Below are 13446 nucleotides of genomic sequence, written 5' to 3' on the forward strand. Positions count from 1 at the left end.
GGGCTCATGTGAATGAAACGGTAGTAAACGACCTTGATTCGCAGCTTAACCGCCGCAACGTGAAAAAAAGGTCGAAAGCCCCACCCCGCGAAAATCGATCATGCCTGGTGCAAATACCAGCGCCAATCCTGCTCCCCCACCTCGCCCATGAACTGGCGGTATTCGGCACGTTTGACCGCCAGGTAAACGCCGAGGAATTCACGCCCGAACGCGTCCGGTGCCCAGTGGGACGTTTCCAGCGCACGCAAGGTGGTCAGCCAGTCGGTGGGCAGCAGTTCGTTGGCCTGGGCATAACCGTTGCCTTCCACCGGGGCACCAGGGTCGAGCTGTTCGCGGATGCCTCGATGAATGCCGGCCAGGATCGCGGCGGCCGCCAGGTAGGGGTTGACGTCGGCGCCGCAGATACGGTGTTCGATATGCCGGGACTGGGCCGGGCCACCGGGCACGCGCAGGCTGACGGTGCGGTTGTCCACACCCCAGGTGGCGGCGAGCGGCGCATAGCTGTTGGTTTGGAAGCGCCGATAAGAGTTGGCGTTGGGGCAGAACATCAACAGTGAATCGAGCAAGGTACTGAGCATGCCGCCCACGGCCTGGCGCAGCAGCGGCGTGCCGTCGACCGCTTCACTGGCAAACAGGTTATTGCCCTGGGCATCGGCCAGGCTGACGTGCATGTGCATGCCGGTGCCGGCCAGGTCGTCGAACGGCTTGGCCATGAAACAGGCGGTCATTCCATGCTTGTGCGCCACGCCCTTGACCAGGCGCTTGTAGCGCACGGCTTCGTCCATCGCCTGCAGCGCATCGGTGCGGTGTTCGAGGGTGATTTCCACTTGGCCCGGCGCGTACTCGGAGATGGCCGTGCGCGCCGGAATCCCTTGCAGCTTGCAGGCGCTGTAGAGGTCAGCAAGAAACGGCTCGATCTGCTCCAGCTCGCGCAGGCCGTAGACTTGCGTCGAGCGCGGGCGATTGCCATCCACATCCCGCGCCGGTTGCGGGCGGCCGTTGCTGTCGGGCTTCTGGTCGAGCAGGTAGAACTCCAGCTCGGCCGCCATTACCGGGTAATAACCGTCGGCCTTGAGCGCCTCGATAACATTGGCCAGCAGGTGCCTGGGGTCGGCCACGGTGGCGGGCAGACCTTCGGTGGGGTGCATGCTGACTTGCACCGCCGCGGTGGGGATCAAGCGCCACGGCATGCGTTGCAAGCTGCCGCTGATCGGGTAGGCGCGGCAGTCGATATCCCCCACCTCCCAGACCAGCCCGGAGTTTTCTACGTCATCGCCATTGATGGTCAGGCCGAGGATGGTGCTGGGCAATGGCCGGCCACTTTCGTACACCGCCAGCAGTTCGTCGCGGTGCAGCAGCTTGCCGCGCGGTACGCCGTTGTTATCAAGGATAAACAGCTCGAACATCTCAATGTCGGGGTTCTGTTCAAGGAACGCCTGGGCTTCGTGCAGGCTGGCAAAAACACTCATGGGAATTCTCATACGTTTGCGTCAGGCAAGCGCGCAGGCGCCGCCAGGCAGATGCGCACAGGTGCGCGTCATCCATGTGGGTAGATCAACGTAGGAGAGAGGTATCTGGCGGGCGCGCGTGCCGGCAATGGAACAAGGCCCAGAACGCAAGCGCAGACGGCAATGTCGCGGTGTGGTTGTCGGGGCGAACGTGCATGCGCAAGTCACAGTGATAGAGATACCGGAGCGTCACACGCCGGGATATGCGGGTCAATTCAGGCTTGACGGAGTTTGGTTGCAGTTTGGCTAAACATTCTGCCTGTAGGAGCGAGCTTGCTCGCGAAGATCGTCAACGATAACGCGGGGTGCCTGATTCAAAGCGGCGCACTCAGGTTTTTCGCGAGCAAGCTCGCTCCTACAAAAAACGGGCATTATGGCGGCTTCGACCGTGCCCTAAGGATTCGACTCCATGAAAGCGCCTCTGGCCCTCTGTGTACTGGCAAGCCTGGCCAATGTCGCCCAGGCCGACACCGCCGCGTCACGCCTTGACGAAGTGATTGCACGCGGCACCCTCACCGTATGCACCACCGGCGACTACAAGCCTTACACCTCACTGCGCAGCGACGGCAGCTATGAAGGCATCGACATTGCCATGGCCGAGTCCCTGGCCAAGAGCCTCAACGCCAAAATCAACTGGGTGCCCACCACCTGGAAAACCCTGATGCCAGACTTTCTGGCCCAACGCTGCGACATCGCCGTGGGCGGTATTTCCGTGTCGTTGGAACGTCAGAAAAAAGCCTTCTTCAGCCAGTCGCTCGGGGTCGATGGCAAGATCCCACTGGTACGCTGCGCCGACGTGCAGCGCTACCAGACGGTGGAACAGATCAACCAGCCCCAGGTGCGAGTGATCGAACCGGCCGGTGGTACCAACGAAGTATTTGCCCGCGCGCACCTGGGCCAGACGCAGATTCGCCTGCATGACAATGTGACGATTTTTGATGAACTGCTGGCGAGCAAGGCCGATGTGATGATTACCGACGCCAGCGAGGCGCGCTATCAACAGAAGCTCAAGCCTGGGTTGTGTGCGGTCAACCCGGAGCAACCCATGCAGTACAGTGAAAAAGCCTTTTTGCTGCCGCGCGATGATGTGGCCTGGAAGAGTTATGTGGATCAGTGGTTGCATTTGAATGTGGCGACCGGGGCGTATGCGGGGATTGTGGGGCAGTGGTTGGCTGCGCCATAAATGTGGCCCCACAATCCAAATGTGGGAGCTGGCTTGCCTGCGATTTGGCCATAAGTACCTACACAAAAAGCTGCTGCAGCCCAAGCTAACCACGATGCGAAGCGAGCCGCTCTTGATCTTGATCTGCTTTTGATCTTAGGCGCCCCGTTAAACCACGCTGGCCGGAATTCGACAGTGATTTGGGGGGTAAACCGGCAGGGATGCCGGTTTAGCCGCCCCGCGCCATGGATGGCGCGTGGCGGCGGCCCCCCAAATCACTGGCGAATTCCGGGCACACCGAGCCTAAGCGAGGTGCCGAGTGGTGGGGCAAGAGCGCTTTGCTTACTTTCGCGCTTTTCGAAAGTGAGCCGCCGTCAGGGCGGAACCCTAAGTGGCCGTTACCTAAATAACGGATATGTACCCGTGTTGAATGTTAGGCCGCCTTCGCGAGCAAGCCCGCTCCCACAGTTTGACCGCGGGGTGCCAGGTAGATAAGCGCAGGCTGCCAGGTCTTACCCCTTGATCAACGCCACAAACGCCGCACACGCAGCACTGCGATACCCCCCCTTGCGGCTCAACAAGGCCGCAGTGCGCTGCGGCAACGCAGGCTCGATCGCCACGGCACGCAGGCCCGCCTGAGCCTCGGCCAATGCCCGGGGCAAAATAGTTGCCAGGGGCGTGCTGCGTACGATCTCGATAATCGCACTGATGGAATTGGCCTCCATGGCAATCTGCGGTTTAACCCCTTGCCGGTGGCAGTAATCGTCGATATAGCGGCGGGTGGCAAAGCCAGTGTTCAGCAGCACCAGAGGCTGTTCGAGCCAGGCCGGTTGTGTGCGTTCGGGATGACTGGCACTGACGACCAGGCTCAGCTCTTCGACAAACAGCGCCTCACAGTCGATCTCCACCCCATGCTCGCCAGTAAACCCGATGCCGATATCCAGCAGGTCCTCCCCCAGCGCGGCTTCGATACGGTCTTGGGTCAGTTCCTCGATGCTCAGGGTGATGCCGGGGTACAACGCATAGAACCGTGCCAGCAGAGGACCGATCAGGTAGGCGGTAAAGGTTGGCGTCATGGCCAGGCGCAAGTGCCCTCGGCGCAGGTCCTGCACGTCGTGTATCGCACGGGTGCCGGCCTGCAGATCCTGCAAGGCCAAGCGCGCATAGCGTACGTACGCCTGCCCCGCATCGGTCAGGCTGATGCGGCGCCCGGTGCGGTCCAGCAGTGGCGCGCCCAGGTTTTCTTCCAGTTGCTTGATCTGCTGCGACAAGGTCGGTTGCGACACGTGCAGCGCCTCGGCAGCCCGCGTGAAGTTGCGATGCTCGGCAACGGCCAGCAAGTAACGGATATGACGCAACAGCATGGGCAGCGCTCCAACTATAGGCATAGCTTATAGACAGCATCATAAACCGGTCTTGGACGCTATAGCCGAAAACTTCCATCCTTGCCCCATCAGCGACGCAAGGAGAACCACCATGCAACATCTCATCGACGGCTTTCGCAAATTCCAACGTGAAGCCTTTACCCCTCGCAGTGACTTGTTCAAACACCTGGCGACCACGCAAAACCCCGGCACCTTGTTCGTGTCCTGCTCTGACAGCCGCGTAGTCCCCGAGCTGTTGACCCAGCAGGAACCCGGTGACCTGTTCGTCATCCGTAACGCCGGCAACATAGTGCCGTCCTACGGCCCGGAGCCAGGCGGTGTGTCGGCCACGGTCGAATATGCCGTGGCGGTGCTGGGCGTCAGCGACATTGTGATTTGCGGGCACTCGGACTGCGGCGCGATGACTGCGATTTCCACCTGCAAATGCCTGGACCACCTGCCCGCCGTGGCCAACTGGTTGCGCCATGCCGAGTCGGCCAAGGTGATCAATGCAGCCCGCACGCATGCCTCAGACGCTGCCCGCCTGGATGCCTTGGTGCGTGAAAACGTGGTCGCCCAACTGGCTAATCTCAAAACCCACCCTTCGGTCGCCCTGGCGCTGGAACAAGGCCGGATGAACCTGCATGGCTGGGTGTACGACATCGAAACCGGCGGCATTGACGCTTTGGACGGGCACACCGGGCGCTTCGTCTCCCTGCTCGACCACCCCAGCACCCGCGCCCACGCCGCCTGAACCTTATTCAACCCAAGAGGACCTCATCATGTTGCAATCCCAATTCGCCCAAACCCCACGCCTGGCCCTGGCCGATACCGTTATCGACCTCAAGGCACGCAAAAACCTGTCGTGGCAGGACCTCACCGACGGCACCGGGCTGAGCCTGGCGTTCGTCACCGCCGCGCTGCTCGGCCAGCACCCGCTGCCCAAGGAGGCGGCCGACATCGTGTGCGGTAAGCTCGGCCTCGACGAGGACGCCAGCCGCCTGCTGCAAAGCGTGCCCCTGCGCGGCAGTTTCCCAAGCGGTGTGCCGACCGACCCGACCATGTACCGTTTCTACGAAATGCTGCAGGTCTATGGCTCCACCCTCAAGGCCCTGGTGCATGAGCAGTTTGGCGACGGCATCATCAGCGCCATCAACTTCAAGCTCGATCTCAAGAAAGTCGAAGACCCGGACGGCGGCTCCCGTGCGGTCATCACCCTGGACGGTAAATACCTGCCAACTAAACCCTTCTGATTTGCCGCCAACCGTCTACGCTCTTGGCACACCAACAAGAACGAGGGACGGGTCAATGAAGAGACTGCTCCGATTCACCTGGCTGCTGCTGTTGTGTTGCAGCCAGGTGCATGCCGCAACGGCACAGGAAGCGGATGCCCAAGCCGCCAAGGCCCTGCTGGAAAAGGCCTTGGCGTACTACCACAAGCAAGGTGACAAGGCCTTCGCCGCCTTCAGCCGTCAGGGCGAGTTCATCGACCAGGACCGCTATGTGTTTGTGGTCGATACAAAAGGCGTGCTGCTGGCCAGTGGCGGGCCGTCCTCCGCGCTGATTGGTCGCGACGTGTCCGAGGTGCTCGGGGCCGACCTGCAAGCCTCATTCAAACAAGCCTTGAGCGTGCCGGAAGGCCAGGGTATCCAGCAGGCTGACTATCGCTGGCAGAACTGGAATGACGGCAAGGTCGAACACAAGCATGTGTTTTATCAGCGGGTGGGTGAACGCATCCTGGCGGTCGGTTATTACTTGCCGCGCGCCACCCCGGAACAGGCACGGGCGCTGCGTAACAAAGCGGTGGAGGCGTTAGTCAAGGACGAAACCGGCACGCTCAAGGCGATCAACTCTTTGCAGGGCGGCTTCCTGCAAGATGATCTCTACGTATTCGTGGTGGACCTGAACACCCGGCGCTACGTCGCCCACGGCACCAACCTGCGCCTGATCAACACCGATTTCGCCAAGATCAAGGACCCGGATGGCAAACCGGTGGGTGTGCCGATCCTCAAGATGATGGCCGAACAGGACCAGGGCGAATACAAATACCGCTGGAAAAACCCGGTGACGGGCAAGGTCGAGAACAAGCATGCGTATGTGCGCAAGAGCGGGCATTTCATGGTAGCGGTGGGTTACTACAGCCCCTGACCCAAGATTTGAACTGCAATAAAACGGTGGGCGGGGGCAGCGCTTTTTTGTAGGCGCGAGCTTGCTCGCGAAAAACTCAAAGGCGCCGCGTTCACTCAGAAAGCCCGCGTTATCGTTGACGTTTTTCGCGAGCAAGCTCGCTCCTACAGAGGGCGATCGTTATTGGGCCTTGTCTTCACGGCCACGCAGTACCCGATTGGGCATCGCTATCGCAGCCGCCAACCCCAGCAGCGACACCGCCGCACTCACCATCAGCAAATGCCGGAACGTCACCGCCAACTCGCCGCGCAACGCATCCTGCGCCGGGCCGGGTGCGGCGTTGAGGCCGTCGAGCAGTGCATTGCCAGAACGGCCTTCAGCGGCCAGCGCACCGCTGGCCAGGTGAGCGAAATTGGAATCCTGGAGCAGCGCCAGCAGCAACGCCGACATGCAAGCCACCCCCACTGCCCCGCCCAGGGAGCGAAACAGGTTGGTGGTGCTGGTGGCCACACCGATATCCCGTTGCTCCACCGAATTCTGTGTGCCCACCAGCGAGGTGGGAAATTGCATGCCTGAGGCGATGCCGCTCAACAGCATGAAGATCGCGGTAAACGTCACCGCCTGGGGCGCGCTGTAGGCCATGCCGAGAATCGCCAGGGGGCTCAACAACGCACCACTGAGGATCATCGGTTTGTAGCGGCCGGTCACCGAGGTCATGCGCCCGGCGAAATACGCGCCCATCGGCAGGCCCATCGCCAAGGGCAGCAAGTGCAGGGCCGCGCTGTCGGCACCGGCACCGGTCACGGTCTGGTAACGCAGGGGCATCAGCACGGTCAGGGAAATCGCCTGGAAACTGGTGACGAAAATCGTGCACCAGCACAACACCGCACTACGATTGGCAAACAAGTGCATCGGCAGCAGCGGTTCGCGCGCGCGGCGTTCGTGCCACACAAACGCGCTCAAGGCCAACAGGGCGCAGGCCAGCAGCCCCAGCACTTGATCGTCACGCCATGAATGGCCCTGGCCGATTTCGGTGATGCCCAGCAACAAGGCGGTCAGGCCGATGATCATCAGCACCGTGCCGAGGTAATCGATGATGGGCTTGCGCTGCGGCACCGGCAGCCCCACCAGGGTGCGATGGGCCACGTACCAGGCGCCGGCGCCCAGTGGCAGGTTGATCAAAAACACCCAGCGCCACGACAGGTACTCGGTCATATAGCCACCCAACACCGGCCCGGCCACGCTGGCTACCGCGTACATGCTGCTGAAATAGCCCTGATAACGCCCACGCTCGCGGGGAGCAATGATGTCGCCAATGATCGCCTGGCTCACCGAGACCATCCCACCCGCGCCGATGCCCTGCAGCACCCGCGCCAGCACCAGTTGCTCCATGCTTTGCGCCAGGCCACAGAACAGCGACGCCAGGGTGAACACACCCATGCCGATCAGCATCATGGGCCGGCGCCCATACAAATCACCCAGCTTGCCGTAGATCGGTACCGCCACGGTCATCGCCACCATGTAGCCGGAGATCACCCAGGCCAGCAGGTTGACGTCATGGAACTGCGCGGAAATGGCCGGCATGGACACGGCAACAATGGTCTGGTCCAAGGCACCCAGGAAGATCGCCATCATCAGCGCAACCAGGATACTGCGCACGGCGGGGACGGTTGGAGCGGGCTGATTGAGGTGTGTCACGGCAGAACCTTCGAGCAGGGCCCACAGGCAACGGTCACCGGTGGGAATGCTCGATACGATAGCAGGCTATTCGATAGGCTCGTAAGGAAGGCCGACGTAATTTTCTGCGATGGTTTTGCGCCCGGCCTGGGAGTGAATGAAATAGTCCAACTCGCTTTCAGCAATGCGTTGGCTGAAGGCGTCCGCCTGTGGGAATTGATGCAGCATCGAGGTCATCCACCAGGAAAACCGCTCGGCTTTCCACACCCGGCGCAGGCAGATTGCCGAGTACTTTTCCAGCAGGTCCAGGCGCCCTTCGCGGTACACCTTGAGCAAGATGCGGAACAAGGTACTCACATCACTGGCCGCCAGGTTCAAGCCCTTGGCGCCGGTGGGCGGCACAATGTGCGCGGCATCGCCGAGCAGGAACAGGCGGCCGTACTGCATGGGTTCCACGACAAAGCTGCGCAGCGGCGCGATGCTTTTTTCGATCGAGGGGCCGGTCACCAATTGTTCGGCCAATGAGTTGGGCAGGCGGCTTTTGAGTTCATCCCAGAAACGCTCATCCGCCCAGTCTTCCAGCCTCTCTTCGACCGGCACTTGCAGGTAGTAACGGCTGCGGGTCGGCGACCGCATGCTGCACAGCGCAAAACCCCGCGTATGTTTGGCGTACACCAATTCGGCGTGTACCGGCGGCGTGTCAGCCAACACGCCCAGCCAGCCGAAGGGATAGACCCGCTCGAACACCTTCAGCGCTTGCGCCGGTATCGACTGGCGGGCCACACCATGGAAACCGTCGCAGCCGGCGATGTAGTCGCACTCCAGGCGATAGGCTTGGCCTTCATGCTCGAAGGTCAGCCACGGCTGTTCACTCTTCAGGTCATGGGGCTGAACATTGGAGGCTTCGTACAGGGTGATAGCACCGGCGGCTGCGCGGACGGCCATCAGGTCGCGGGTGACCTCGGTCTGGCCGTAGATCATCACCGACTGGCCGCCGGTCAAGGCCTTGAGGTCGATGGACGTGAGTTGGCCATTGAGGGCAATGTCAAACCCGTCATGCACCAAACCCTCGGCGTCCATGCGTTGGCTGACCCCGGCTTCGCGCAGCAGGTCGACCATACCCTGCTCCAACACACCGGCGCGGATACGGCCTTGCACGTAATCGGCGCTCTGGCGCTCTAGAACAAGGGTTTGGATGCCAGCGTTGTGCAACAGTTGGCCGAGCAGCAATCCGGAAGGACCGGCGCCAATAATGGCGACTTGAGTTTTAAGGGTTTTCATTATTTTTATGGCCTTCAAGCTTCATGCGAACGTATGGAGTGAAAGAGTTGTCATTGCTCTTATGGCTGACATTTTTCACTTGAGCGAGCCGCATAAGAAGGTGAAAACTGCGTCAAAACCTGTGCTTTTCGCCAATCGGGGCGATTACCGAACCCTTATCCTGAGTATCGGATTGAAACCATGACCAAAACCGCGATTCCGGTCTTCAAGCTTTACGGGGAAAGCCAGCAGTGGCCGACTCCCGATTTGTTGCACTGCGAAACCATTTCCCGGCGCAGTCGGGAATACCAGTGGGAAATCCAGCCCCACCGGCACGCGGACCTGTGCCAGCTGCTGTATGTGCACAAAGGCCAGGCACAACTGGAAATCGAAGGCCAGCGCACCACGCTCAACGAGTCGAGCCTGCAAGTGCTGCCAGCGCTGTGCGTGCATGGTTTTCGTTTTTCTGAGGATGTGGAGGGGTTCGTGGTGACGCTTTCGGCGCCGCTGGTCAGCCACTTGCAGGCGCAACTGGGCTCAACCGTCGATGGCCTGCACACCCTGGGCAGTTACCCGGCGGGCAAGGACAGCGATTACTTGAACAGCCTGTTCATGCGTTTGCAGGACGAATACGCCGATGACCAACCGGCACGGGACATGATGCTGCACGCCTTGGTCAGTGTGTTGTTGGTGTGGGTCAGCCGCCAGGCGATCCAACGCCGCCATCCACGCGCACCGCGGGGGCGTGAGTACTTTCGGCGGTTTACGCAACTGGTCGAACAGCATTACCGCGAACACCCCAAGATTGAAGACCTGGCCCACAAGCTGGGTATCTCGGTCTCACACTTGAACGGGACGTGTCGGGAGTTGGGTGGGCAGCCGGCGTTGCAGATCATGCATGACCGCCAGTTGCTGGAAGCCAAGCGCCTGCTGACCTACACCAGCATGACCATCAACGAGATGTCCGAGGTGCTGGGGTTTTCCGACCCGACCAACTTCTCACGGCTGTTTCGCCGCAGGGTCGGGTTTTCACCCAAGGCGTTTCGTGAACAACTGAAGGCCGAGCAGCCTACCTGAGTGCACTGAAACTGCCGGTGCGCGGAACGCATTGGTCCTGATGACAACTGATGGCGAACGCCGCCGGCTGCATGCGTGTTTGCTCGACGCGATAGGCGGCAGTCCCATACAGCGCTGTCGCCAATGCGCAGAGGGTGAAAATTGTCAGGTACTTTCTGGTTTTGATGCTCATGGCACAGACCTCTGAACGGATCTACAGGGTGCTGTTTAAAGCATAGGTCAACTTGCCATGATGCGATGCCATTCAGCGCGCTTATTTCAGCTCACAGCCCGACGTCCCAGACAGGCTCCTCGGGGAAGCGCAGCACCAGGAAATCCAGGAGGCTGCGCAGCGCCGAGGGCATGTGTTTGCGTGAGGCGTACACCGCGTAAATATTCATTTGCCGTGGCTCGGCGTGCGGCAGCAAGCGTACCAATTCTCCACTGCGGATCAGTTCACCGGCCTGATAACTGGGCAGCATCGCCACCCCTGCCCCGGCCAGCGTCACGCGCATTAACGTGCTGGCCTCGTTGGCGGTGATATTGCCGTGGACCGGCACCGACACGTGTTCGCCATTTTCTTCGAAATGCCACAGGCTCTTGCCGAAGTAAGAGTGGGTCAGGCAGTTGTGCCGGGCCAGGTCTTCGACTTTCTGCGGCGCCGGATGCTCGCGCAGATAAGCCGGTGTGGCGCACACCACCGAACGGCATACGGTCAGGCGCCGGGCGATCAGGTTGGGGTCCAGGTCGTTGCTGGTGCGGATCGCCAGGTCAATGCGCTCGTCCACCAGGTTCACCGTGCGATCGAGCATCTGCAAATCCACCGTCACCAACGGGTAGCGCTTGACGTACTCGGCAATCGCCGCGCCCAGTTGTGCCTGGCCGAACGAGGTGCTGACGCTCAGGCGCAACAGGCCTCGGGGCGCGTCGTCGGGCTCGCTGACGGCGGCCTGCATGTCCCCGCACAAATCCAACAATTGCCGGCAACGCGGTAGCGTTTCCCCCCCGGCTGCGGTGAGGCTGAGCTTGCGCGTGGTGCGGTGCAGCAGGCGTGCGCCCACCCAGTCTTCCAGCTCGGCCAGGTAGCGCGAGACCACCGGGCGCGACAGGTCCAGGTGGTCGGCAGCGGCGGATTGGCTGCCCAGGTCCACCACGGTGACAAACACGCGCATTGCTTGAAGACGATCCATGATTTGCCCGCTTTTAGAAACAAACTATGTCCCAGCATCGCATTTTTTGTCGTGTTTTATGCAACTAAGCTCTGTGCATCCCTTACCGATGGCAGGAGCTGCCCCGATGTTCTCGACCTTCAAACGTTTGACCCTGGCCACCGCCGCCCTGGCCTTCGCTGCCCACGCAGCGGCGGCAGAGCTGAAACTGGACGTGTACAACCCAGGCGAAGCCGCGATCTTCCCGGTCAGCTCGGTGCTGGTGAGCGGCGAGAAAGACGCGATCCTGGTGGATGCGCAATTCGGCAAAGGCCAAGCCGAGCAGCTGGTGCAGAAGATTCGCGCCAGCGGCAAGCACCTGACCACCATCTACATCAGCCATGGCGACCCGGACTACTACTTCGGCTTCGACACCCTGACCGCCGCTTTCCCCGATGCCAAGGTGCTGGCGCCACAGCCAGTGGTGGACCATATCAACGCCACCGTCGCCGACAAGCTGGCCTTCTGGGGCCCGAAAATGGGCGCCGACAAACCGGCCAAGACCCTTGTGCCGCAAGTGCTTAAAGGCCACAGCCTGACCCTGGAAGGGCAACAGCTTGAAGTGGTGGGCCTTGACGGCCCGCAACCGGATCGCAGCTTTGTGTGGATCCCGTCGATCAAGGCCGTGGTCGGTGGCGTGGTCGTCGCTGAAAATATCCACGTGTGGATGGCCGATACCCAGAGCGCGCAATCCCATAAAGACTGGTTGGCCACCCTCAAGCGCATTGAAGACCTGAAGCCGAACACCGTGGTGCCGGGCCATTACCTGGGCAAGCCGTCGCTGGCCTCGGTCACCTTCACCGCCGATTACATCAAGGCCTTCGACCTCGAAACCGCCAAGGCCAAGGATTCTGCCGCCCTGATTGCGGCCATGAAAAAACGTTACCCCACCCTCGCCGACGAAAGCTCGCTGGAACTGAGCGCTAAAGTCGCCAAGGGCGAAATGAAGTGGTGATTGGTTTTAAACCCTAACCCTGTTGGAGAACATCATGAGCAAGATCGCAATCATCGGTGCCACCGGCCGCGCCGGTAGCCAACTGCTGGAAGAAGCGCTGCGTCGCGGGCATACCGTGACCGCCATCGCCCGCAATACCGACAAGCTGGCTGTGCGCCCTGGCGTTACGGTCAAACAGGCCGATGCCCTGGATGCCGAGGCCTTGCAACAGGCCATCAGCGGCAGCGACGTGGTGATCAGCGCCGCGCACTTCTCCACCCTCCCCGCCAGCGCCGTGATCGGCCCGGTGAAAAAGGCTGGTGTGAAACGTTTGTTGGTGGTCGGCGGCGCAGGTTCGCTGCTGTTACCCGGTGGCGGGCGCGTGATCGACAGCGAAGGCTTCCCGGCTGAATATAAAGCTGAAGCCAGTGCAGGGGCTGACTTCCTGGAAACGCTGCGCCACGAAAAAGAATTGGACTGGACCTTCCTGTCGCCCTCGGCCCTGTTCGACGGCACCGAGCGCACCGGCAAATTCCGCCTGGGCAAGGACGATCTGCTGGTGAGCAGTGACGGCACTAGCTCGATCAGTTTTGCCGACTTCGCCATCGCCATGCTGGATGAAGTAGAAAACCCGAAGCACTCGCGCCAGCGCTTCACCGTCGGCTACTGACCCAACGCCGTCAACGCTAACCACGATGCGAAGCGAGTAGCTCTTGATCTTGATCTGCTTTTGATCTTAGGCGCCCCGTCAAACCACGCTGGCCGGAATTCGACAGGGATTTGGGGGGTAAACCGGCAGGGATGCCGGTTTAGCCGCCCCGCGCCATGGATGGCGCGTGGCGGCGGCCCCCCAAATCACTGGCGGATTACGGGCACACCGAGCCTAGGCGAGGTGCCGAGTGGTGGGGCAAGAGCGTTTTGCTTACTTTTGCGCTTTTCAAAAGTGAGCCGCTGTCAGAGCGGAACCCTAAGTGGCCGTTACCTAAATAACGGATATGTACCCCGTCCAACTGTGTTGACTGCCAGGCCGCCTTCGCGAGCAAGCCCGCTTGTATGCTAGGACTTGAAGGGAGGAGAAGGGACAAAGCCCGATTCTGACTGTTGACGCAGTACAGACCGTGGGAGATTTCGCCCCTCCTCCTTTCACCCA

General features: G+C 61.0%; 13 protein-coding genes. 7 read left to right on the forward strand and 6 right to left on the reverse strand.

Annotated features, from left to right (window positions below):
• Positions 1-98: 98 nt before the first annotated feature.
• Entirely contained in the window at positions 99-1469 is a 1371-nt protein-coding gene (locus MF6394_RS10490; protein WP_078466640.1) for a glutamine synthetase family protein, read from the reverse strand.
• A 448-nt stretch (positions 1470-1917) separates the two neighbouring features.
• On the opposite strand from MF6394_RS10490, the gene MF6394_RS10500 reads away from it, so the two are divergent.
• Complete coding sequence (locus tag MF6394_RS10500; protein ID WP_047710316.1) at positions 1918-2691, forward strand: transporter substrate-binding domain-containing protein; 774 nt, start codon at positions 1918-1920, stop codon at positions 2689-2691.
• A 491-nt stretch (positions 2692-3182) separates the two neighbouring features.
• Here the strand turns inward: MF6394_RS10500 and cynR are convergent, their stop codons facing one another.
• Positions 3183-4034: a transcriptional regulator CynR gene (cynR, locus tag MF6394_RS10505; protein WP_047710315.1), complete on the reverse strand. Its 852-nt coding sequence runs from the start codon at positions 4032-4034 to the stop codon at positions 3183-3185.
• Positions 4035-4146: 112 nt separating this feature from the next.
• Between cynR and MF6394_RS10510 the strand changes: the two genes are divergently transcribed.
• From MF6394_RS10510 to MF6394_RS10520, 3 genes are read left to right on the forward strand one after another with little or no spacing between them, the layout of a single operon-like run.
• Positions 4147-4788, forward strand: coding sequence for a carbonic anhydrase (locus MF6394_RS10510; protein ID WP_003189587.1), 642 nt, complete (start codon positions 4147-4149; stop codon positions 4786-4788).
• A 28-nt stretch (positions 4789-4816) separates the two neighbouring features.
• Entirely contained in the window at positions 4817-5287 is a 471-nt protein-coding gene (gene cynS, locus MF6394_RS10515; protein WP_044273493.1) for a cyanase, read from the forward strand.
• Between the two features lie 55 nt (positions 5288-5342).
• Positions 5343-6182: a cache domain-containing protein gene (locus MF6394_RS10520; RefSeq protein ID WP_078466642.1), complete on the forward strand. Its 840-nt coding sequence runs from the start codon at positions 5343-5345 to the stop codon at positions 6180-6182.
• 159 nt (positions 6183-6341) lie between these two features.
• Here the strand turns inward: MF6394_RS10520 and MF6394_RS10525 are convergent, their stop codons facing one another.
• Together MF6394_RS10525 and pobA are read right to left on the reverse strand one after the other, a co-directional pair.
• Positions 6342-7859: an MDR family MFS transporter gene (locus tag MF6394_RS10525; RefSeq protein WP_177345136.1), complete on the reverse strand. Its 1518-nt coding sequence runs from the start codon at positions 7857-7859 to the stop codon at positions 6342-6344.
• 66 nt (positions 7860-7925) lie between these two features.
• Positions 7926-9119, reverse strand: coding sequence for a 4-hydroxybenzoate 3-monooxygenase (gene pobA / locus MF6394_RS10530; RefSeq protein WP_078466643.1), 1194 nt, complete (start codon positions 9117-9119; stop codon positions 7926-7928).
• A 180-nt stretch (positions 9120-9299) separates the two neighbouring features.
• Between pobA and MF6394_RS10535 the strand changes: the two genes are divergently transcribed.
• On the forward strand, positions 9300-10175 hold the full coding sequence (locus MF6394_RS10535; RefSeq protein ID WP_078466644.1) for a helix-turn-helix domain-containing protein: 876 nt from the start codon (positions 9300-9302) through the stop codon (positions 10173-10175).
• Here the strand turns inward: MF6394_RS10535 and MF6394_RS10540 are convergent.
• Both MF6394_RS10540 and MF6394_RS10545 read right to left on the reverse strand, forming a co-directional pair.
• Positions 10168-10347: a hypothetical protein gene (locus tag MF6394_RS10540; protein ID WP_003189580.1), complete on the reverse strand. Its 180-nt coding sequence runs from the start codon at positions 10345-10347 to the stop codon at positions 10168-10170. The two genes, MF6394_RS10535 and MF6394_RS10540, sit on opposite strands and share 8 nt — an antisense overlap.
• A gap of 91 nt (positions 10348-10438) precedes the next feature.
• Positions 10439-11344, reverse strand: coding sequence for a LysR family transcriptional regulator (locus tag MF6394_RS10545; RefSeq protein WP_044273488.1), 906 nt, complete (start codon positions 11342-11344; stop codon positions 10439-10441).
• A gap of 106 nt (positions 11345-11450) precedes the next feature.
• On the opposite strand from MF6394_RS10545, the gene MF6394_RS10550 reads away from it, so the two are divergent.
• Positions 11451-12317, forward strand: coding sequence for an MBL fold metallo-hydrolase (locus MF6394_RS10550; RefSeq protein WP_102047767.1), 867 nt, complete (start codon positions 11451-11453; stop codon positions 12315-12317).
• Positions 12318-12351: 34 nt separating this feature from the next.
• Entirely contained in the window at positions 12352-12966 is a 615-nt protein-coding gene (locus tag MF6394_RS10555; RefSeq protein WP_078466646.1) for an NAD(P)-dependent oxidoreductase, read from the forward strand.
• Positions 12967-13446 lie beyond the last annotated feature (480 nt).

This window comes from Pseudomonas sp. MF6394 (genome assembly GCF_002018845.1).
In the GTDB taxonomy this organism is placed as follows: domain Bacteria; phylum Pseudomonadota; class Gammaproteobacteria; order Pseudomonadales; family Pseudomonadaceae; genus Aquipseudomonas; species Aquipseudomonas lactis.